We start from the raw sequence: 21,884 nt of genomic DNA on the forward strand, positions 1-21,884 counted from the left end.
CGGGAGACCGCCGGTACCGGCGAAGCCGCTCGCGTCGCGGGTTGGGGGCGGGCGGTGGCAGGGTCGGGAAGATACTGGTCCAAATGATCGACATCCACCTGGTAGACCTCATCGTTCACGCTGACCGTGACACTTCCGTTTTCGATGGTACCGATTTCCACGGAATATTGCTTATCCTGAATGGTAAGATGATATTGCATTGACGTTCCTCGCTTTTCTCTTATGGCTCTCGTCGTCGGCTTAGGGTTTGCGATTCCGTATGTTCAGACAGCCTGGCCCCATGGCGCGTTGACGGCCCTGCTGGACCCAGGCAGCCGCTATCGGCGCATCCAGGTGCGTCACGGTCTGGGCGCGCAGCCGGTTCAAATGCAGATGCAGGGCCAGTGACATCGCCGCGATTTTTTGCGTGTCAGGCGACGGCGCGGCATCGGTCGATGGCGGGATGGATTCGGCCGCCACAGCCGGCCCGGACACGGTCGCTGAAGTCGCGCGACCGGCTGAATCCTTACGCCGTTCCAGGGTTTCGAAGATCTTGCCGGAGAGCATCATGCCGATCATCAGCACCGACAATACCAGGAAGATGCCGAAGAAGCGGATAAAGAGCGTTCCCAGGGCGTAACCCCAGAACGAATCCCAGGGGCCGCCGACCACGGTGATCCGCCCGTTGGCGACCTGATCGGCATCTTGCGGTCCTCCGTCGACGACCGTCAGGATCAGTTCCTGCACCAGATTGGCGTGGGGTTTGTTTTCGATGCCGGCCTGGGTCCACGGCTCGGCCTGGTGCGCGTTGAAAACCCAGAATTGGGTGGATGAACTGAAAAATCCGAGGTGACCGAAAGGGTTGCCTTGCCGCCGACGGGCACGTCGGTGACCTGGATGATGAAGACCCCGGATTTAAAATCCTTTTCATCCGCTCCCGACAGTGCCGTTTCCGCAAACGACTTGGCCGTCACATCGGCCAGGGACCCACCCGTGGCCCCAAAGGCGATGCGCACGCTGGTGCTTTTGGCGCGTGGGATGAGCGTGGCCACGATTTCATCTTGCTGGCGGGTAAACACCGGCGTCCCATCGTCCGTGGATGAAGCATTGGACGCCCAGCCTGCCGGGCTGCAGAGCAGGATCGACCCGACAACGATCGCCACGATATGCTTTATCGACAGCCATGGACGGTTAGTGGCGTGAAATATTCTCATGAAATTCCTCCTAATTGAACATGGCGATAAACATTCCCGCAGCTGCGGCCGAGCCGATCACGCCGGCCAGATTGGGTCCCATGGCATGCATGATCAACCAGTTGTCCGGATCGGCCTTGAGTCCCTCCGATTGGGCCACGCGGGCGGCCATGGGCACGGCCGAGACGCCTGCCGAGCCGATCAGGGGATTCATTTTCTTCTTCAGGAAGCGGTTCATGATTTTGACGGTCAGTATGCCGCCGAAGGTGCAGACCACGAAGTCGAACAGGCCCAGGCTGAAGATCATCAGCGGCTTCCAGGTGAGAAAAACGTCGGCCTGCATGGTGGCGCCCACCGATATGCCCAAAAGGATGGTGATGATGTTCATCAGGGAATTCTGGGCCGTATCGGACAGTCGCTTGACCACCCCGCATTCGCGCATGAAATTGCCGAACATGAACATGCCCATCAAAGGCGCCACCGCCGGTATCAAAAGCACGATCAGTCCGCAGGCGATGAGGGGAAAGAGGATCTTCTCCCGGGTGGACACCGGGCGCAGCTGGCGCATCTTGATCTTACGCTCCTCGGGCGTGGTCATCATGCGCATGATGGGCGGCTGGATGAGTGGCACCATGGCCATGTAGGAATAGGCCGCCAGGGCGTTGGCACCGAGCAGCTGCGGGGCCAGCTTGGCGGTCAGGTAGATGGTCGTGGGCCCGTCGGCGCCACCGATGATGGCCACGGATGCCGCCTCCTTGAGGGTGAATCCCAGAAAAAGGGTTCCCAGGTAGGTGATGAAGACCCCCAGCTGGGCGCCGGCGCCGACAATGAGGGTTTTGGGATTGGCGATCATGGGGCCGAAGTCGGTCATGGCCCCCAGGCCGAGGAAGATCATCGGCGGAATGATTTCCCATTCGACGCCGTATTTGTAAAAGGCCCGGATCAGCTCGGGGTTGCCGTGTTCGGAAAACCCCATCAGCGGCACCAGGGGAAAATTGACCAGGAAGATGCCGAATCCGATGGGTACCAGAAGCAGGGGTTCATACTCCTTCACCACGGCCAGGTAGAGAAACAAAAAGGCAATGGCGATCATGATGACCTCTTTGAAGGCGAGGTTCGGAATCCCCGTCTGGGTAATCAGGATGCTCTTGATCAACTCCAATACTTGGTCCCAGGTCATGCGTATTCTCCTTCTACAGGGGCATGTTGCCGTGTTTCTTGGGCGGATTGGTGTCCTGTTTGTTGGCCAGCATCTTGAAAGCCTGGATCAGCTTCGGCCGGGTATCGGCCGGGTCCACGACTTCATCGATGTAGCCCAGTTCGGCGGCCCTGAAGGGATGGGAGAATTTGACCCGGTAATCGGCGATCAGGCGCGAACGTTCCGTCTCGGGATCGGCCGCCTTTTTGATCTGATTGCGGCAGATGATATTGACCGCCCCCTCGGCACCCATGACGGCGATCTCGGCATTGGGATAGGCAAGATTGATATCGCCACGCAGGTGTTTGGAACTCATCACGATATAGGCCCCGCCGTAGGCCTTGCGGGTGATCAGGGTGATCCGGGGGACCGTTGACTCGGCAAAGGCGTAGATCAGCTTGGCGCCGTGTTTGATGATGCCGCCGTGCTCCTGCATGCTGCCGGGCATGAATCCGGGAACATCCTCGTAGATGACGATGGGAATATTGAAGCAGTCACAAAAGCGCACGAAGCGGGCGCCCTTGATGGATGCGTTGATGTCCAGCACCCCGGCCAGCACCGCCGGTTGGTTGGCCAGAACGCCCACGGTGCGACCGTCTAGGCGTCCCAGGCCGATGACGATGTTCTTGGCCCAGTGCTCCTGGATCTCGAAGAAGTCATGGTTATCCATGTTGGAATGAATGATATCGCGGATATCATAGGGCTTGTTGGGATCGGCCGGCACCACCTCGCGCAGGTGTTCGTCCCGCCTTTTGGGATCATCGGTCGGTTCGACCTGCGGCGGGTCTTCCATGTTGTTCTGTGGCAGAAAGGCCAACAGCTCGCGTATCTTGAGCAGGCAGGCGCGGTCATCGGGCGTCGCGAAGTGGGCCACGCCGCTCTTGGTGTTGTGGGTCATGGCACCGCCCAGGTCTTCCTTGTTCACGCTCTCCTGGGTGACCGCCTTGACCACTTCGGGACCGGTGATGAACATGTGGCTGGTATTTTCGACCATGAAGATCCAGTCCGTCAGGGCCGGTGAATAGACCGCACCGCCGGCCGACGGCCCCATGATGGCGGTGATCTGGGGAATCACACCCGAGGCCATGACGTTGTTCTGGAAAATCTGTCCGTAACCGGCCAGACTCATCACGCCCTCCTGGATGCGGGCACCGCCCGAATCGTTCAGGCCGATCACCGGCGTACCGGCCCGAAGCCCCATTTCCATGACCTTGCAGATCTTTTCGGCGTGCGCCAGGGAGAGGGACCCCCCAAAGGCGGTGAAGTCCTGGGCGTAGACGAAAGCGGTCCGGCCGTGAATCTCACCGTAGCCGGTGATCACCCCGTCGCCCGGAATCTTGTTCTCGGCCATGCCGAAATCGGTGCACCGATGGGTCTTGAAGCGATCCAATTCCACGAAACTGTCGGGATCAAACAGCGTATCGATCCGCTCGCGGGCGGTCATCTTTCCCTGTTCATGCTGTTTCTTGATGCGTTCCGGCCCGCCGCCTTGCAGCGCCTGCCGGTTTCGTTCAGTCAGTTCTGCGAGTAATTCCACGTCTTTCATTCATCCTCCTTGACGCTACACGCCGGTTTTATGGATGGTCCGATGCGTGATGGATGGTAAACGAGGGGATCAGCCCCTCAGGCGCTACGCTCGGCTGGGGTCGCCGCCAGACGTTCCAGGTCCTGGTAACGGGTCATGCATTCGCACTCCAATTGTTCCACCAGACGTTCGGCTTCCTGGGGAAATCCCTGCTGCAGGGCGGCATACCGGACCTCGCCGGACAGGAACGCGCGCAGGTTGCCGTCCGGGGCCTTGCTGTCGAGGATGAACGGGTTTTGCCCCATCTCCCGCAGCGCCGGATTGTAGCGGTACAACGGCCAATAACCGCAACTCACCGCCAACTGGGCTTCCAGCTGGCTTTTGCCCATGCCTTTCTTGATGCCGTGGTTGATGCATGGCGCGTAGGCCATGATCAGCGAGGGGCCATCGTAACTTTCGGCCTCGATCAGGGCCTTGAGCAACTGACGTTTATTGGCGCCCATGGATACCGACGCCACGTAGACGTAGCCATAGGACATGAACATGGCGCCCATGTCCTTCTTGGGCGTCTTCTTGCCGGATGCGGCAAATTTGGCCGTGGAGCCGGTGGGCGTGGCCTTGGATGATTGACCGCCGGTGTTGGAGTACACCTCCGTATCGAAAACCAGCACATTGATGTCTTCACCGGCGGCCAGCACGTGGTCGATACCGCTGAAGGCAATATCGTAGGCGGCGCCGTCACCGCAGAAAACCCAGTAGGATTTCTTGGTGAAGAGTTTCGCGTAGGTGGCCAGCTCTCCCAGAAAAGAGTTCGCCGGCTGCCCGGAGAGCAGCTGCTTGAGCTGTCGGCCGTATGCCTTGGAGCCTTGCGGATCGTTGCGGTTGTCCAACCATCCCCGGATGGCGGCCTTTATTTCCCGATCGATGTCGTTGCGCAGGGCCATCTCCATCTGCTGAACCAGTTTATCGCGTTGCTGCAGATGACCGAGCTGGATGCCGTAGGTGAACTCGGCCGGGTCCTCGAACAGGGAGTTGCCCCAGGTCGGCCCGTGCCCGTCGGCATTGACACAATAGGGGATCGCCGGCGCGCTGCCGCCCCAGATGGAGCTGCACCCGGTGGCGTTGCCCACGACCATCCGATCGCCGAACAGCTGGGTCACCAGCTTGGCGTAGGGGGTTTCGCCGCACCCGGCGCAGGCACCGGAGAATTCCAACAGCGGCTGGCAAAACTGGCTGCCCTTGACCGATGTCGGTTCCATGAGCCGGTCGCGAATGGGCAGGGTTTCGGCAAACTGCTGATTGGGTATCTGCACCTCCGTCTGACTCTCCAGGGGGCGCATGACCAGGGCCTTTTTCTTGGCCGGACAGATATCGGCACAATTGCCGCAGCCCATGCAATCCTGGGGATAGATCTGCATGCGGAAATGATACCCCTTGAGCTCCTTGCCCAGTGCCTTCGGGGCGCCAAAGGCCGCCGGCGCGGCCTGCAGCTCTTCTTCCGTCACCAGGACCGGTCGCAGGCTGGCGTGGGGGCAGACCATGGCGCACTGGTTGCACTGGATGCAGTTTTCCATGATCCACTCGGGAATGTTGATGGCCACGCCGCGCTTCTCGTACCGCGTGGTGGCCACCGGGAAAATCCCGTCCGGCCGGAAGGCGCTCACCGGCAGGCTGTCCCCCTGCTGGACCAGCATGGGCCGCATCACGCTTTTTACGAAGTCCGGTTCCGCCACCGCTTGCGCGGCGGCCGCCTCACCGGCCTGGGCCCACTCCGGCGGATAGTCGATGGGCACGAGGTGATCCAGGGTATTGTCCACCGCGGCGATATTCATGGCCACGATTTCGTCGCCCTTCTTGCCGAACATCTTCTTGATCTGCTCTTTCAGATAGGCGATGGCCGCGTCCACCGGGATGACATTGGCCAATTTGAAAAAGGCCGTCTGCATGATCATATTGATGCGGCCGCCCAATCCGATTTCGCCGGCGATCTTGACCGCATCGATGTTGTAGAACTTCAATTTCTTCTCGGCGATGGCGCGCCGCATGGCACTGGGCAGGGCCGTATGCATGTCTTCGAGAGACCAGCTGGAATTGAGCACGAAGGTGCCGCCGGGCTTGATGCCTTCCAGCACGTCATAGGTCTGAACGTAATTGGATTTGTGGCAGGCGATGTAATCGGCGCTGTCGATCAGGTAGGTGGATTGGATCGGTTTCTTACCGAAACGCAGATGCGAAATGGTGATCCCGCCCGATTTCTTCGAATCGTAGGCAAAGTAGGCCTGGGCATACAGGTCCGTGTTGTCGCCGATGATCTTGATGGCGCTCTTGTTGGCACCCACCGTGCCGTCGGCGCCCAATCCCCAGAATTTACACTGCACGGTCCCCTCGGGGGCCACATCCAACCCGGGCGTCACCTCAAGCGAGGTATGGGTCACGTCATCGACGATGCCGACGGTGAAATGATTCTTGGGGGTCCCGGCGGCCAGGTTGTCGTATATTGCCCGGACCATGCTCGGATTGAACTCCTTGGAACTCAGCCCGTAGCGGCCGTTGATGATCAGCGGCGTCTGCTGCCGTTCCATATAGGCCGTGCACACATCCACGTACAGGGGGCCGCCGGGCGCGCCGCGTTCCTTGGTGCGGTCGAGAACGGCCATGCGCTTGACCGTCGTCGGGATGGCGGCAAACAGGCGCCGGTTGTCGAAGGGACGGTAAAGACGAACCTTGACGAGGCCGATCTTCTCACCCCGACCCGCGAAGTCGTTCACCGTCTCCTCGATGGTCTCGCAGCCCGATCCCATGGCGATGATGATGTTTTCGGCTAGCGGATGCCCGACGTAGTCGAAGGGCCGGTAGTGACGACCGGTCAGGTCGCCGACCTTTTGCATGTACTCGTCGATGATATCCGGCACGGCCAGCCAATAAGGGTTGGCGGCCTCGAGGTTTTGAAAGTAGATGTCCGGGTTCTGGGCCGTGCCTCTCAGTTCGGGGGATTCGGGATTGACGCCGCGGGCACGGAAACGTTCGACGGCGTTCCAGTTGACCAATCCGGCCATGTCGGCATAATCGATCAGGGCCACTTTCTGAAGCTCATGGGAGGTGCGGAAACCGTCGAAAAAGTGCACGAAGGGAACGCTGCTCTCGATGGCCGCCAGATGCGCCACCAGACCCAGGTCCATGACCTCCTGCACGGAGGCCGAGGCCAGCAGCACGAAGCCGGTCTGCCGCACGGCCATGACGTCTTGATGATCACCGAAAATGGACAGGGCGTGTCCGGCCAGGGAGCGGGCGGTCACGTGAAATACCGCCGGCAGGAGTTCCCCGACCATTTTGTACATGTTGGGGATCATCAGCAGCAGTCCCTGGGAGGCGGTAAAGGTACTGGTCAGCGAACCGGCCGCCAAGGATCCGTGCACGGCGGCGGCGGCGCCCGCCTCGGATTGCATCTGGCTCACCTTCATGACCTGTCCGAAGGCGTTTTTCAGACCACCCGCCGCCCATTCGTCGCAGAGTTCGCCGATCGGTGAAGAGGGGGTGATGGGATATATGGCCGCAACGTCGCTCATGGCGTAGGCCACATGCGCCGCAGCCGTATTTCCGTCTATGGTTTGCATCACTGGGGGCATTTATGTATCTCCTTGCAGCTGGCTGGGGGTTCATTGGCGGTCCGGTTGGCCCTTCCATCGCATCGATCGATTGGCAAATGGCGAATCCATGGTGAATTTCGGTCCCCAGCATGGCCCGAGGGAGAGTGCCACCGCCGCATGGCGGTGGAGGATTGAGGATGATGGCCGAGTGGGCGCAGCTGGGGACCGAAAAATCTTATTTTGGGATCGACGCTAAATACTTCTTTCCTGACCCTCCCAGTACGGTTTGCGCAAGATCCGTTTGAGAACCTTACCCGTGGCGGTACGGGGAAATTCATTCATGATCTCCACCGAGCGGGGACGTTTATACCCGGCCAGGTTGGCCGAGCAATGGGCCAGGATATCTTCGGGTGTAATGGAATCGCCGTTTTTCAGGATCACCAGGGCCTTGACCTCTTCACCGAAATCGGCGTGCGGAATACCGATGACGGCGACCTCGGAGACTTGGGGAATTTGGGAGATCACCTCCTCGATTTCGGCCGGATAGACATTCTCCCCGCCGCTGATGATCATGTCGTGCTTGCGGTCGGCCAGGTAGTAATAGCCTTCCTCGTCGAAATAGGCCACATCGCCGGCGGTGGCCCATTCACCGTCAATGGATTCGGCGGTTTTTTCAGGCGAGTTGTAATATCCGATGAAGGCCGAGCGGGCCTTGGCCCACAGCACGCCCTGGGTGTTCGGTGCGGTGATGACGTTGCCGGCATCATCGACCAGTTTGATTTCGATTCCCGGGTTGGGTTGACCGATACTGCGCACCTTGCGCATCTGGTCCTTGTGGCGCAGGGTGGTCAACGCACCGGTCTCGGTGGAGCCGTAGCCTTCACTGAAACGGACGTTATTGAAAAATTTCAGGGCCGCTTCCTTGGTCGTGGTCAGCAACGGCGCCGAGGAACTACCCAGGGAGGTCAGCGAGCTCATGTCGTACTTCTGCTTGACATCCTCGGGAAGATCCAGGACGCGGGTGATCATGGTCGGGACCATGGAGCTGGTGGTCACCTTCTCATGGTCGATGATCTGGAGAACCTTTTCCGGATCGAACCGGCCCGAGGGGAAGATCACGTTCGTTCCGCCGCACCACAGGGTGATCAAGGTCGACCAGACACTGTTGGAGTGGCAGATGGGAATGATGGCCAGAAGGACGCGCTGGTTCAGCTTGATATGCGGCTTGCCGGCCGTGCGGACGAAAACGTTTTTGACGATATCCAAGGTGCCGCGGGTGGTGTTCATGGCACCTTTGGGAAATCCCGTGGTTCCGGAGGTATATCCGAAGTAGAAGATATCGTCTTCTTTCTGCTGCACGTTGTCCGGTTCGCTGGTCGGCTTGCCGGACAAGAAATCCTCGTAATGGGTGATGCCCGCCGGTGTCTCGTCCTTGGGGCCGATGACGAAGATATGCTCCTTTTTCACCTTGGGGATGTTTTCCAGGCGGATTTTATCAAACAGCTCCTTGCCCACGAAAAGTACTTCGGAATCGGAGTTGTTGATCACATACTCGAGTTCGGCCGGCACCAGGCGGAAGTTGACCGGCACGGAAATCATCGCCGCCCGGGTCAGGCCATGGTAGATCTCGAGAAATTCGATGTTGTTGTACATGATAATCGAGCATTTGGCCTGCCGTTTGAGCCCGAGCCCAAGGACGGCGTGGGCCAGTTGATTGGCACGGTTGTTCAATTCGGCATACGTCACCCGCCGGTCCTCGAAAACGGCCGCCACCTTGTCCGGATACCGCCATGAACTGATTCTTAACCCATCTGCTAAATTCATCTATCCCTCCTGCACGGATTATTTACGTTCCAGGGTGATGGCGTACCCCATGCCGCCGCCGATACACAGCGTCGCCAACCCTTTGGTGTAATTTTTACGTTTCATTTCCATGGCCAATGCATAGGTGATCCTGGCGCCGGTGCAACCGACGGGATGACCGATGGAAATGCCACCGCCGTTGGGGTTGGTTTTTTCCCAGTCCATCTTCAACTCCCGCATGCAGGCCAGTGCCTGTGAGGCAAAGGCTTCGTTCAGTTCGATGCAATCGACGTCTTCCATGCGCCAGCCGGCTTTTTGCAGCGCCAGGCGCGTGGCCGGGATAACGCCGCAGCCCATATACGCCGGATCGATGGCACCGGCCGCATGGCTCTTGATATAGGCCAGGGGCGCCAACCCCAGTTGGGCTGCTTTCTCCGCCGCCATGATCACCACCGCCGCCGCGGCATCGTTGATTCCCGACGCATTGGCGGCCGTCACCGAACCGTCTTTCTTGAAAAACGGTTTCAGCTTGGCCATCTTCTCCATCGACGTGTCCATGGGTCTTTCATCCGTATCAAAGGGCATCGGCTCTCCCTTGCGCTGGGGAATCATCACCGGAACGATTTCATCCTTCAGCATGCCGGCCTGGATCGCCGCCCGGGCCCGTTGATGGCTTTCAAGGCTCAGCTGATCCTGGTCCTCACGACTGATCTTGTACTTCTCGACGATATTTTCAGCGGTCATGCCCATGTGATACCCGTAGTAAAGTTCCCACAACCCGTCATGCACCATCAGGTCGATGGCCTCGGCATTGAACATGCGGGCGCCGCCGCGAAGCTTGGGCAGGGCGTACGGAATCTGGCTCATATTCTCCATGCCGCCGGCGACAATCACCTCGGCATCGCGGCTTGGATCGACTGGACGCCCAGGGCGATGGCCTTCATGCCCGAGGCACACACCTTGTTCACCGTGAACGCCGGGGTCTCCTTGGGCATGCCGGCGTAAATGGTGGCCTGGCGGGCCGGGTTTTGCCCCTGGCCGGCCTGGACCACGTTGCCCATGATGACTTCGTCCACCTCGATTTCCCGATGGCTGTCGTCCCACCGGCGATACTTCTCTTCCAGGGCAATGATGCCATCGGCTTTAAGCGGCTCCGGTGCGGTGTCTTGCATGGCCTTTGTCGCCTTGGGTTTCAGGCCCGCTTTCATCAGGCTTTCGCGAATGCAAATGGCTCCCAGCTCGGCGGCGGGGATATCTTTCAGCGTTCCCAGAAAATTACCCACGGCTGTTCTTGCTCCACTGACGATTACGACTTCTCGCATGATTTCTCTCCCATTGGGGTGCGTTTGGGGACATCCTTTAAATGCTGTCCGCGGCTCGTCTTTTAGGCAGACGTCCATTTTGCGGCATCAATTTTCATCGAGCATCTCAATCCGGCAGTATCCATCTTCCTCGTCATCGCATTTGCCCCATTTATAGGTTCGTCCCTCAAATTCGCGGTTGATGAAATCGGACGAAGCCGGGCTGTATTTTTCGGGTGATGCCCAGAACATCTGCGGCGGACCGTAGGGGGGGATGTGTTCAAGATTGTTGGGTGCAATGCACCACTCCACCGGGTATTTGATCGGACGCCCCGCCTTGGTGGTCCACACCGGCAGGGATTTCTCCATAGTCCATTCGAAGACACGCCCCAGGGAAAGCACCAGGTCGATATCGATACCGGTTTCGATGCCCATTTCATCCAGCATGACCAGCGTATCCTCGGTGGGGCAGTTGCCCACTTCCCATGCGTTGGTATAAAGGGGCCCGCTGCCCTTTCCGGGGACTCCGTCGACCATGAAGGCCGGCTGCCCGCCGCCCATCCCCAGGGAGGTCTCGATGACCCGGGCACCCGCCAGGATGGCCGCAAAGGTGTTGGCCAGGCTCTGCCCACGGCATTCGTGAAAGTGAGAAATCCTGAACTTGATTTGATCGTCATACTTGCCGTAACGGTCGACCAGCGCCGACATGTATTCGAAGCTTCGCCGGGGATTGGATTCACCGGTGGTGTCGCAGGGGGTGAAATTGCGGATGCCGTGGTCCATCCCCCAGTCCATCAGCTCGAATGTGTTCTCGATGGGTACCGGTCCGGCAATCGGTGAACCATAGGTGCAGGCGATGGCCATATCGATTTCAAAACCATTGGCCTCGGCGATCTTGATCATCGCCGGAATTTCCTCCAGATACTCCTTGCGGGTCCGCCCGGAATTCCGGCGGCCGTGCAGATCCTCGGCCGAAATGGTAAATGCGACACTATTGGTCGGGTAGCCTCTCTGGGCCATTTCGGCGGCGCGCTCGAAGGCCTTGGTGGTCATCCCGTAACACTTGAGATGGGGTTTTTCCTCCTGGACGATTTTCAATTTGCAGACGCGTTCCAGCACCTCCTCGGCGTCCACACTTTGGGCCAGCAGTTTCGGATGACCGAAGTTGGTGACCTCGATGTACTTGTAGCCTGCCCGAACCAGCTGATCGGCGTACCAGACCTTTGCTTCGGTCGGAACGGTTTTGGATGCGTGTTGCAGACCATCCCTCAATAAAAGCTCCAGCATCACGATTTCATCGGGCAATTGGATTGATGGTTGGGTCATTTGATTGCCTTTTTCTTTAGCCATGGTGGCACTCCTTGATCCTGGTTTCCAGCTTCACGGAAATGGTTCGTGGGTAAGGATAATGACCGATGCTTGCAAACTCGGTTTTGGGGGCAATGCCGCGGTTTAAGTGACGCTCGTCAGGTGGTGACCCGGACTTCGACAGCCCATTGCCCTTGCTTTTCAAACGCGTCGCATAAAGTAATGAAAGTCTCATCACCACCGGTCTCGAGTGGTCTTCCGCTGGGCGAGTAGATTCTTATCCTTGCCCCTTTTTTCAGATCGGACATTCTGGTTTCACGCCATTTGTTCATGCCCATGTCTTTGAATATTTTGCGGTTGTCGTTTACTTCTTTGAGAATCATTGTAGGCCTCCATTAATGTTTATTATTGTGGTGAGTTGGCCCTCGTTAACCCCTTCCCCGATGGGGTTTGTTCCATGTGTTGATTACAAGCAATTTTATTTTCCTATTTATATTCTTTTTATTAATCTAATTATTGTTTTACTCCGTATCCTGTCAAGCTGAAAAGCTGTTTCCGGGAGAAACAGTTATTATTCACTATTCCCATATAATGTTGGATTTTCAGGCGTTAATTCACGGCAGTTTGGATCGCCGCCGAGGCCGCGACGCAAACGTTTCGCCGGAATATGAAGTTAGTTTTAGTTTATGAATGTAGTCTTAAAAAAGCGGGCTGGTTTTATATGGACTTGTCTTTTTCATTCCTGAAGACTATGATGGTATTCACAATACGAATAAACACTAACAATTCGAATATTCATTCACCCCATGGCCGAATGCGGTGTTTTGGAGATTTGACATATGGGTATCGAGGAAAGAAAAGAACGCGACAGAAAGATGAGACGTGAACAGATCCAGCAGGCCGCATTGGAATTGTTCACCCTCAAAGGGTTCGCGGCCGTGAAAATGGTTGATATTTCAGAACAGTCCGAGCTGAGCATCGCCACGCTCTATCTTTACTATAAAAGCAAGGACGATCTTTATGCCTCCCTGATTGAGATCGCGCTCGAAGATCTGCATACCCAGGTGGGTGCGATCTACGAAAATAAAAAGTTGTCGCCAAAATCGAAAATCCTTGCCTTCAAGGATGCGCTTTACCAAACCTACCAGCGGCACCCCACCATTTTAAACATCGTCATCCACGTTCAACTCTACGACACCTTGACGGCGATTAATCCTGACATTCTTGACCGTCTCAATGACCTGGGCAAACAGATTCTCAAGATGTTTACCGATACCTTTAACGACGGTGTCCGCAATGGAAAGTTTAAACGCGGTAAAGCCATCGCCCATGCGGATATCCTCTGGTCCACATTCATCGGTCTTTATCTTTTCGAAGAATCCAAGCGCAGGCTCAACCCCAAAAAAGATTTCTTCAAGGCAACCTTGGATCGCGCCTATAAAATCATCTGTGACGGTATCGCCCGGACGGCGCAGGCGCTCCCCGAATCGTGAAATTCGGTTCTCCAGAAAGCGCCAGTGATTTTTGATTAAGCAAGTATCGCATAAACCAAATCGTCGGAGGGTTAGTGTTCAAGCGCACATCACCGGAAGTGGGCTTGCAGCCCCTTCAAAAATGGATTGTGCGCACGCTCGGCAGCGACGGTTGAGAACGTCTCGGGTCCATAATTGTGGCCGGGGAAAATGACCGTTTCATCGGGTAGCGCCATTAGCCGGCGATGAATGGACGTCAGAAGCTCCCTTTCGGATCCCACGGGCCCGTCGACACGGCCGATGGAACCGACAAAAAGCGTGTCGCCGGTGAGGCACACCCCTAACTGCTCCTGGAACAGGCAGATTCCGCCGGGCGAATGGCCCGGCGTATGGATCACTTGCCATTGGTGTGACCCTATCGTGATAAAATCGCCATCGTTGACCACGCGGTCGGCGGGTGGCGATTTCTGGGTAGAGAACATCCTTAACCAGAAATCGCCGATTTTATTCAGATAGGCGGCCTCGTTTTCATGGATAACGATTTTTGCACCGGTTTTCGCCTGCATCTCGGCGTTGCCCATGACGTGATCGACGTGTCCGTGTGTGTTTACGATCGACTCGATTTTCAATCCACTTGCTTCCGCCATGCCGATCAATCGATCCACATCGTCCGCAGGGTCCACGACGATGGCCCTGCCCGTGGGGATATCGCCGATGAGATAGGCAAAGACGGCGTGATCACCGACTTCAATCTGCCGAAAAAATATTTGCGCTTCCATTTCGCGCTATCCCTTGGACCCCAGGCGAAGCCCCCCATGCAGAAAGTAGGTTTCTCCGGCGACGGCTTCATTGCGATACAACTCGCCGATCAGGGAGGCCACTTCCTCGGGTTCAATCAGTCGGTTAATGGGAACGTTTTCAATGATTCGATCCAATGCCTTCTGATTCATTCCCCTGACCATCTCCGTGCCCACGTACCCCGGGGCAACGGCGACACATCTGATTTTATCGGCGAGTTTTTTCCTGAAAAATTCAGCGGTAATGACTTTGGGAATCACCGACATGGCCGCCTTTGTCGACGAATAGTTGATCTGCCCGGCAGTGCCCAACGAGCCGGTGGAAGAGATGAGGCAGATCAGCCCCTTGCAGCCGCCGTTGATCATCTGCTCGGCGCACTCGCGGATCGTCAGGAAAACGCCGGTCAGATTGATATCGACCACTTTTTGAAATTGGGCCAATGTCATCTTTCCGCTGACTTTGCCGGTTTCCCGATCGGTGGCCACGAATAGACCGTCATTGATGATACCGGCGCACGGAACCACCAGATTGATCGCCCCGAATTTTTCCATGGCCAACGTCGCCAGCGCGTTACAGTCCGCTTCGCTGGTGACGTCACACGTCATGGTGACCACCTCACCGCCCATGGCCTGAATCGCGTCTTCAACCCTTTTCAGGCTTTCCTGGCTGACATCACCGAGGACAACTTTCCCCTGGTGTTGAACCCAGTACTTGGCGATGGTTTCGCCGATACCGCTTCCCCCACCGGTAATGACGGCAACTGAATTTTCTATCGACAGCATTTGGTTGGTCCTCCCCATTGAGTTTGTGTGTTCGCATTACACGCCCTTGGCCCACTTTTCAGATGGCTGCATATCCTTGGACAACCATGCGGTGACGATCTGCCTGGCTGCATTCTGTGGGTCGATACGGTGTTCACAGACATTGTCCAACGCCTTGCCGAAATCATTTCCATTGTAAATGTCGCTCAGAATGGTTTTTATGAATTCGGTTTCGATATTTCGTTTGAGCTCTTCTCGGATCTGACGCTGGCGACGTTGCTTGATCTTCTTGTCGCAATTCAGATAGCGTCGGTGCTCGCCCAACCCCTCGTAAAGGGTATCCACGCCCTTGTTCAGCGATGCGGACGTCTTGATGATCGGTGGTTTCCAGCTGAGCCGGTAATCAATGCGGTCCAGCATTCCCTTCAAGGCGTGGGCGATATTTTCCGCACCGGGGCGATCGCATTTGTTAACCACGAAGATATCGGCGACTTCGATCAAGCCGGCCTTCATGATTTGGACGCCGTCTCCCGACTCCGGCGTTAAAATCACCACGACGGTATCCGTTGCCTTGGCCACATCCAGCTCGGATTGTCCGACACCCACCGTTTCAATGATGATGATGTCTTTGCCGCAGGCATCGAGAATTCTGGCCGCCTCTTTTGTCGTGCGGGATAAGCCGCCCATGATGTTTCCGGAACTCATGCTGCGGAAAAAGTAGTTATACTCCGTTTTTTTGATGTTCACCCGAACCCGGTCGCCCAAAAGGGCGCCACCGGAGAACGGGCTGCTCGGATCGACGGCAATGACCCCGACATTCTTGCCATTTTTACAAAACATCTTGACCAGTTTGTCGACCGTCGTACTCTTGCCTGCTCCGGGGGCGCCGGTAATACCGATATAATAGGCTTTCCCGGAGAAGGGGTACAATTGTCGCATGATGTACGGGGCCTGTTCATCATCGCGTTCAACAAGGGAAATCAATCTTGACGTACAGGCTTTATCTCCCGTTAGGGCGGATGCGATAATATCGTCGATCTTTTTCATGTTTCACCATGCATTCGCTAAGTTGAAAACTATGCCAAGGCGACCGTAGACCTTATCCCATCGATAATCACCTGCATGGGCGTATCCGGCAGGTAGACCTTTGCGATTCCATGTTCCTCTTCCAGACTACGGGCATCTTTGGGTGCCATGACGCCGCCCATGAAAACCTTGATGTGATCCAGGCCTCTTTCCTTGAGCAGGCGCACGACTTTCGGCCCCAAGGTCAAATGACTGCCACCCAGGGAGCTCAAGCCAATGACGTCGGCGTCTTCTTCAACCGCTGCTTCCACGATCTGTTCCGGAAACTTATTTCCCAGATAGATCACTTCCATTCCGGAATCCTTAAGAAATTGGGATACCAGATATACACCTCGCCAATGAATATCCAGGCCCAGCTTGGCCATGACCACCCTGATCTTTCTTTCCATATTCGCCATCTCCCTTATTTTATTCAAGTAATCGTATGTCCGGCCGATCCTCTCACGCACCCGCACGATGCGTCATGCGCGCATTTTGCACCGAGACGGTTGACACCGGTTATAAGAGCGGAAATGCCCAAAGTCCGAACTCTTCCCTGAAGGTCTCTTCAATTTCACCCAGCGTCACCAGGTTTTTCACGGCCTCGAGACAGTGGGGCACCAGGTTTTCTTCACGATGACATGCATCTTTCAGGGCATCCAGACATTCCTGAACCTTGGTGCTGCTGCGCTCTTTTCTCAGTTTTTCCAATTTGGTTTTCTGCCGGCTGTAGGTTTCGGGGTACTCGTAGACTTCGATGGCTTTTGTCTCTTTTTCCGCGGCAACCTGGAAGTTGACACCGACGATCTTCATCTCGCCGCTTTCGATCTTCTTCTGGTAGTCCATGTTGTAGGTGCTGATTTCACGGTGCAGCCAGCCGTCTTCAACGGCCTTGACCAACCCGCCCATGCCTTCGATTTTATTGATGTGGTCCCAGATCCGCTGGACCATCTGGTCGGTGAGGTATTCCACATAATAGGATCCGGCCAAGGGATCCACCGTGCTACAGATGCCGGTTTCGGCTTGGAGAATCTGTTGCGTGCGAAGCGAAAGCAGTGCCGCCTCTTCAGTCGGGGCTGAATACGCCTCATCGTAGGAGTCGATATGCAGGGATTGACACCCGCCCAATACGGCCGCCATTCCCTGGAAAGCGGATCGCGCCACGTTGTTGAGGGGTTCCGTGGCCGGCAAGGTTACCCCGGCCGTCTGCACATGGAAGCGCATGAGCAACGATTTGGGTTTTTGCGCATTATAGCGTTCTTTCATCAGCTGGTACCAGACCTTACGGCTGGCCCGGCATTTGGCGATCTCTTCGAAGAAATCATTGTGCAGATCCCAGAAAAAAGACATCCGGGGCGCGAAATCGTCGATCTTCATGCCCCTTCGGATCAATTCATCGGCGGTGGCCATGGCATTGGCGATGGCCGTGCCGACTTCTCCCACGGCATCGGTGCCGGCTTCGCGGAGATTATAGCCGTTGTAGCTTACCGGGTTCCATCGGGGGATATTCTTGCATACCCATTCGATGACATCACATTGCATGCGGAAGGATGCCTGGGGGGGAAGAATCTCAGGAGCGCTTCCCACACAGGTCTCCATGATGAAGTCATTCTGGCAGGTGCCGGCAACACTCGTCCAGGGGGTTCCCCGCTGTTCGGCCACGGCAAAGTACATGGCCGGAATAACCAGGCTGGTGCTGGGCAGATGGGTAACAATGTTGGTACTCGCCGTTCCCAGATCGATGTCCTTGAAGAAGGCGTCGATATCCCAGATGGAATCCACTGCCGCACCACAGGCACCGACGTTGCCTTCGGCTTCGGGATCGTCGGAGTTATAACCCCGGACGGTGGGCAAATCGAAGAGGATGGATATGCCCGTTGCGCCATGGTCGAGCAGGTAGCAGACCCTTTCGTTACAGTCTTCCGGTGCGCCCAGCCCGGCTAGCTGGCGGACGGTGAAGAATCTTCCCCGGTACATATTGGGGTAGACGCCGCGCAGATAGGGCGGGTGTCCGGAAAAGCCAATGTCTTCCGTGTAATTGAGATGGTCGATGTCAGCCGGGGTATAAATCAATTTGATCGGAATGCCTGAATGCGTAAAATACTTGCCTTCCGATTCACGATCCGCATCCCGCAAACTATTATCGAACCAATCCTGATAGTTTGCCTTGATTTGCTTCACATGTTCTTCGCTGAACAGACACTCTGGCGGGCTTTGATTACGGACTTGACGGGTTTCAAGCATATATCCTCCTGTTGTGTTGTTGCAGACCACCTTTATTCATGTGGTGCTTACGATGTGCGGAAAAAAAAGGATTGACACCGAAGTATAATTCTCATGCTCAGTATGAGTAAAAAATAAATCTATGTCAATATATTAACTGAATTATAGTTAGTAAGCACTATTAATGTATGCTGGCAAGCTGGGGAATAACGCTATTTTATAACCATTAGCCCGGAGAACAGGTAGATAGAGAGCCTTAAGGGACTACTCTTCGGAGCTTCCATAGAAGTTCATTTCGATGCGATAACCATCTTCTTCGCTCAGTGTTACGTTGGCATTCGGATAGCGCTTGGTGAATACATGGATCATCGCCGAGTTGTTTTCCAAGACGGAAGCGCCAAACCATTTATATCCATTTTCAATGGCTATCTTCTCCATTTCTTGAAGAAGATAAGACGCGATGCCCATATTCTGAAAATCTTCACGCACCACAAAAGCGATTTCCGCTCCCAAGTTCGTGCCTTCCGAATAGGAGCCGACGGCAATGATTTCCTGATGGTTGACATTCTGATTGACCCCGATCAAGGTGATGTTTTTGCGGTAATCGATCGCCGACCATTCTTGTTGCGCCAGTTCGTGGGTAAACAGCTCCATTTGATAAAAATAGCGCCGATAGACGGTTTCCTTTTCCAACGAATAAAAGAAATTTCGATAGGCAAATTCATCCGACGGCAACAATGGCCGGAAGGAAAGAACCTTGCCATTTCTCAGCTCGTAGGTACTTTTATAGGCTTCAAGAAACAGCAGGTCATCGAACGAGGGGGGAATCTGGTCTTGGAAAATATAATGCCGTTGTTTGGCCACGTTGATCAATTCGGCGCGGAAATCCGGATGCGCAATCTGCGCCAGTTCCATGACCCGCTGATAAACGCCCTTTCCATGAAGCGTTGCGATCCCATATTCGGTAACCACATAATGGACATCACCACGCGTCGTCGCGACCCCGGCACCCAGACTCAAATGCGGCACGATCCTGGAAATCGTCCCCTTTTTTGCCGTTGACGGCAGGGCAATAATCGAAAAGCCGCCCTTGGACATGGAACTGCCACGTAAGAAATCGACCTGGTCGCCAATGCCGCTATAAAAAATGAAACCCAACGAATCCGAACACACCTGCCCGGTCAAGTCGACTTCCAGGGCCGAACTGATCGATATCATACGCTCATTACAGGCGATCACGGTGGGGTTGCTCACATAATCCGATGTGCTGAAGTAAAACATGGGATTGTTATTGACATACTGGTAGATTTTTTCGCTTCCCATGCACATCGATGCAACGGATCGTCCGATGAGGTGGGTCTTCTTTGAGTTGTTGATGACATTGCTTTTGAAAAGGGGAATGAAACTATCGGTGATCAATTGGGTATGCAGGCCCAGATCCTTTTTATTGCCCAAATACGCCAATATCGCATGGGGCAGTGACCCAAATCCGATCTGGAGCGTCGCACCATCTTGAACCAGCTGGGATACATAGTGGCCGATCCGTCGTACCACCTCGGCATTTTTGATTCTCGGCGCAAAACCGAGCAGCGGCTCTTCATGCCACACCACATGATCCAGTTTTTCCACGTGGACAAAAGCGTCCCCAAAGGTTCTTGGCATCAATGGGTTGATCTGGGCGATGACCACCCGTGCATTTTCCAGGGCGGCCTTGGTGACATCGACGGAAATCCCCAAGCTGCAATAGCCAAATCGATCCGGTGGACTCACTTGAACCAGGGCAACATCGATTCCGATCAAGCCATTGGTGAACAAACCCGGAATCTGTGACAGATAGGCCGGAATATATTCGATCTTGCCTTCAAACGCGGCGGCTTGCATGGGCACACTGATAAAAAACAACTTCAGCGCGAAGCGTTTGAAAAATTGATCGTCTTTAATGTACTGGGAAAGCGTGTAGGACAGCATTTGGTAAAGCACAACATCCTCGACATCGGTTTTTTCGATTAATGTCCTGATCAGATGTTGCGGCTCGCCAACGCCGGTTCCGATGAAGACCCTGGATCCTTTCTTGATTTTCGCCAATGCTTTTTGTGCGTCAATTGTCTTCAGGTCGGAAGGAATTGTAGCAGTCATTGACAGATCCTTAAAATAAGTTGTTTGCTGATTCGCAACAGGCAATCCGGAATCTATTTATTCAACAATCGCGATCCTGGCCCGTTGCACCTTCGATGGATTTATAATTTCTTTTTTTGTCTCATTCCGCTATACTGAAAGTACTCTTCCCCCTAGGACAACATTTTTTAACCCTAAACCATAATGGAGATGCGCGATGAACGACCTTGATGCGACCCCGGCAATCAAAGAACCCATCTGCTCCAGACACAAACGGACCGATATTTTTCTGCTCCCATCGGGAAAGCAGTTGCGTGTGGTCGCTGAGATGAAGGACAGCATTCACCATTTATGTATTGAGATGGTGGTCAATCACCCATCCTTGCGTATCCGATCGATTCGTTGCGATATGGTATCCGTACCCGATCCGATCTGTCGTCAGGCGCGTCACTGCTTTGCGGAATTGATCGGCAGACGTGTGCTTCCCGGGTTGCTCGGCAAAAATAAGCAGAATCCATCAACCGGCTGTACCCATTTGAGCAACCTTTTTCACGATGCCTGCTATAACCTCATCATCGCCCAGGGGCATATCGTGAAAAAACAATTGGACGATCTCTTTCCGGGGATTACCGAGGCACAAATCCTGAAGTTCTTTTTAAAGTTTCGTCCTGAGCTGCGAAACAGTTGCGTCCGCTATGCAGACAACAGCCCCATGATGGATGTGGTCCGTAAATCCCCTTTTCCTCAGCATGCTGACCGGTTGGTCGCCCTTGCGCCGCATCTGGCTAAACAGCCATTGATGCGATCGTCTTTATTGCATCAGATGGTGGTGAAAAAAGTTTGCCGTATAATGGATCGCTTGCTGGCGGTGTTCCGAATTCGTGAAACGATGGTCCGCCCCGTCAAAGACTTTGATGGTTTTCGGTTTTCCAATGTTTTTGTAGAGCTGGTAGGCGTGCGTCAGGGAGACCCGTTCGTCGGCGGTTCCATGGAGAATCATGCAGCGCTGGATGGTTTTCAACTTGGATAAAGGAGCGTACCGCCTCAAATCGTTATAGAACGCGTCCCCCAAAACAACCGGCCCGATTTTTGTTTGATGATTCCGGGACCGGCGGATTTCATAGGGTGTCGCCCAGGTGACGACGGCATGATAAATGCTGCTTTCCGACGCCTCCCAAAGTGAAACAAGACCTCCCATACTACTTCCCATCAGACCGATCCGGGTATTGTTGACATAGGATGTCTGACGCAAAAAGCCGGAGACGGCCGCCAAGTCCGCACGTCTATTGGTGAGGGTTGTCTCCGAAAGGTCGCCCTGGCTCTGCCCGCAACCGCGATGATCGTAACGCACCACGACAAAACCGCAACTCGCGAGGTGTTGGGCCAGCGCCATGAATTTGGTGCCGTCTTTGTTGCTAAGAAGTCCGTGCGAGCAGATGATCGCGGGTGCCGGAAGCATGGCGGGAAGATGAATCCGCCCGTGGATTTTCAATCCATCGCTCATGGTCGTGAAGTGTATAATGTTGAAGACGATGTTTTTCATCATTCGACTTGGG

Annotated in this window: 17 protein-coding genes and 2 pseudogenes; 2 read left to right on the forward strand and 17 right to left on the reverse strand. The window is 55.3% G+C overall.

What is annotated here, in order from left to right; translation table 11 throughout:
* The 10 genes and pseudogenes from JCM12296_RS13465 to JCM12296_RS13510 all read right to left on the reverse strand — a co-directional run.
* On the reverse strand, positions 1-200 hold a 200-nt coding region (locus JCM12296_RS13465), incomplete at its 3' end, for a hypothetical protein (RefSeq protein ID WP_157067595.1).
* A 40-nt stretch (positions 201-240) separates the two neighbouring features.
* Positions 241-726 (reverse strand): OadG family protein, encoded by a 486-nt coding sequence (locus tag JCM12296_RS13470; protein ID WP_054693829.1) that lies wholly within the window; start codon positions 724-726, stop codon positions 241-243.
* Entirely contained in the window at positions 714-1,193 is a 480-nt protein-coding gene (locus tag JCM12296_RS13475) for a hypothetical protein (RefSeq protein ID WP_157067596.1), read from the reverse strand. The genes JCM12296_RS13470 and JCM12296_RS13475 overlap by 13 nt, the downstream gene beginning before the upstream one ends.
* A gap of 10 nt (positions 1,194-1,203) precedes the next feature.
* Entirely contained in the window at positions 1,204-2,352 is a 1,149-nt protein-coding gene (locus tag JCM12296_RS13480; RefSeq protein WP_172683894.1) for a sodium ion-translocating decarboxylase subunit beta, read from the reverse strand.
* Positions 2,353-2,365: 13 nt separating this feature from the next.
* Positions 2,366-3,916, reverse strand: coding sequence for an acyl-CoA carboxylase subunit beta (locus tag JCM12296_RS13485; protein WP_054693834.1), 1,551 nt, complete (start codon positions 3,914-3,916; stop codon positions 2,366-2,368).
* 77 nt (positions 3,917-3,993) lie between these two features.
* On the reverse strand, positions 3,994-7,521 hold the full coding sequence (nifJ, locus tag JCM12296_RS13490; protein ID WP_054693837.1) for a pyruvate:ferredoxin (flavodoxin) oxidoreductase: 3,528 nt from the start codon (positions 7,519-7,521) through the stop codon (positions 3,994-3,996).
* Between the two features lie 213 nt (positions 7,522-7,734).
* Positions 7,735-9,306 carry a class I adenylate-forming enzyme family protein gene (locus JCM12296_RS13495; RefSeq protein WP_054693840.1) on the reverse strand — a complete coding sequence of 524 codons (1,572 nt, stop codon included), beginning with the start codon at positions 9,304-9,306 and terminating at the stop codon, positions 7,735-7,737.
* Positions 9,307-9,324: 18 nt separating this feature from the next.
* A pseudogene (locus tag JCM12296_RS13500) lies at positions 9,325-10,685 on the reverse strand (acetyl-CoA C-acetyltransferase).
* Between the two features lie 9 nt (positions 10,686-10,694).
* Positions 10,695-11,936: a beta/alpha barrel domain-containing protein gene (locus tag JCM12296_RS13505; RefSeq protein WP_054693842.1), complete on the reverse strand. Its 1,242-nt coding sequence runs from the start codon at positions 11,934-11,936 to the stop codon at positions 10,695-10,697.
* Positions 11,937-12,052: 116 nt separating this feature from the next.
* Positions 12,053-12,277, reverse strand: a complete 225-nt coding sequence (locus tag JCM12296_RS13510) for a hypothetical protein (protein ID WP_054693845.1) — start codon at positions 12,275-12,277, stop codon at positions 12,053-12,055.
* Positions 12,278-12,769: 492 nt separating this feature from the next.
* Between JCM12296_RS13510 and JCM12296_RS13515 the strand changes: the two genes are divergently transcribed.
* Positions 12,770-13,387 carry a TetR/AcrR family transcriptional regulator gene (locus JCM12296_RS13515; RefSeq protein ID WP_172683895.1) on the forward strand — a complete coding sequence of 206 codons (618 nt, stop codon included), beginning with the start codon at positions 12,770-12,772 and terminating at the stop codon, positions 13,385-13,387.
* An 89-nt stretch (positions 13,388-13,476) separates the two neighbouring features.
* On the opposite strand, the gene JCM12296_RS13520 is transcribed toward JCM12296_RS13515, so the two are convergent.
* The 6 genes from JCM12296_RS13520 to JCM12296_RS13545 all read right to left on the reverse strand — a co-directional run bounded on the left by JCM12296_RS13520 (position 13,477) and on the right by JCM12296_RS13545 (position 20,349).
* Positions 13,477-14,145 carry an MBL fold metallo-hydrolase gene (locus JCM12296_RS13520; protein ID WP_054693851.1) on the reverse strand — a complete coding sequence of 223 codons (669 nt, stop codon included), beginning with the start codon at positions 14,143-14,145 and terminating at the stop codon, positions 13,477-13,479.
* Between the two features lie 6 nt (positions 14,146-14,151).
* Complete coding sequence (locus JCM12296_RS13525) at positions 14,152-14,946, reverse strand: SDR family NAD(P)-dependent oxidoreductase (protein ID WP_054693854.1); 795 nt, start codon at positions 14,944-14,946, stop codon at positions 14,152-14,154.
* Between the two features lie 36 nt (positions 14,947-14,982).
* Positions 14,983-15,972 carry a methylmalonyl Co-A mutase-associated GTPase MeaB gene (gene meaB / locus JCM12296_RS13530; protein ID WP_054693856.1) on the reverse strand — a complete coding sequence of 330 codons (990 nt, stop codon included), beginning with the start codon at positions 15,970-15,972 and terminating at the stop codon, positions 14,983-14,985.
* 29 nt (positions 15,973-16,001) lie between these two features.
* A complete protein-coding gene (locus tag JCM12296_RS13535; protein ID WP_054693859.1) occupies positions 16,002-16,400 on the reverse strand; it encodes a cobalamin B12-binding domain-containing protein in 399 nt (132 codons plus the stop codon).
* A 109-nt stretch (positions 16,401-16,509) separates the two neighbouring features.
* Positions 16,510-18,234: an acyl-CoA mutase large subunit family protein gene (locus JCM12296_RS13540; protein ID WP_054693862.1), complete on the reverse strand. Its 1,725-nt coding sequence runs from the start codon at positions 18,232-18,234 to the stop codon at positions 16,510-16,512.
* A gap of 243 nt (positions 18,235-18,477) precedes the next feature.
* Positions 18,478-20,349, reverse strand: a complete 1,872-nt coding sequence (locus JCM12296_RS13545; protein WP_054693865.1) for a GNAT family N-acetyltransferase — start codon at positions 20,347-20,349, stop codon at positions 18,478-18,480.
* A gap of 307 nt (positions 20,350-20,656) precedes the next feature.
* Here JCM12296_RS13545 and JCM12296_RS50460 point away from each other — a divergent pair.
* Positions 20,657-20,869 (forward strand): annotated as a pseudogene (locus JCM12296_RS50460) (DUF2889 domain-containing protein); the annotation flags it as partial.
* A 270-nt stretch (positions 20,870-21,139) separates the two neighbouring features.
* Here the strand turns inward: JCM12296_RS50460 and JCM12296_RS50465 are convergent.
* On the reverse strand, positions 21,140-21,874 hold the full coding sequence (locus tag JCM12296_RS50465) for an alpha/beta hydrolase family protein (RefSeq protein WP_054693868.1): 735 nt from the start codon (positions 21,872-21,874) through the stop codon (positions 21,140-21,142).
* Between the last annotated feature and the right edge of the window lie 10 nt (positions 21,875-21,884).

Source organism: Desulfosarcina cetonica JCM 12296, from assembly GCF_001311845.1.
GTDB lineage: Bacteria > Desulfobacterota > Desulfobacteria > Desulfobacterales > Desulfosarcinaceae > Desulfosarcina > Desulfosarcina cetonica.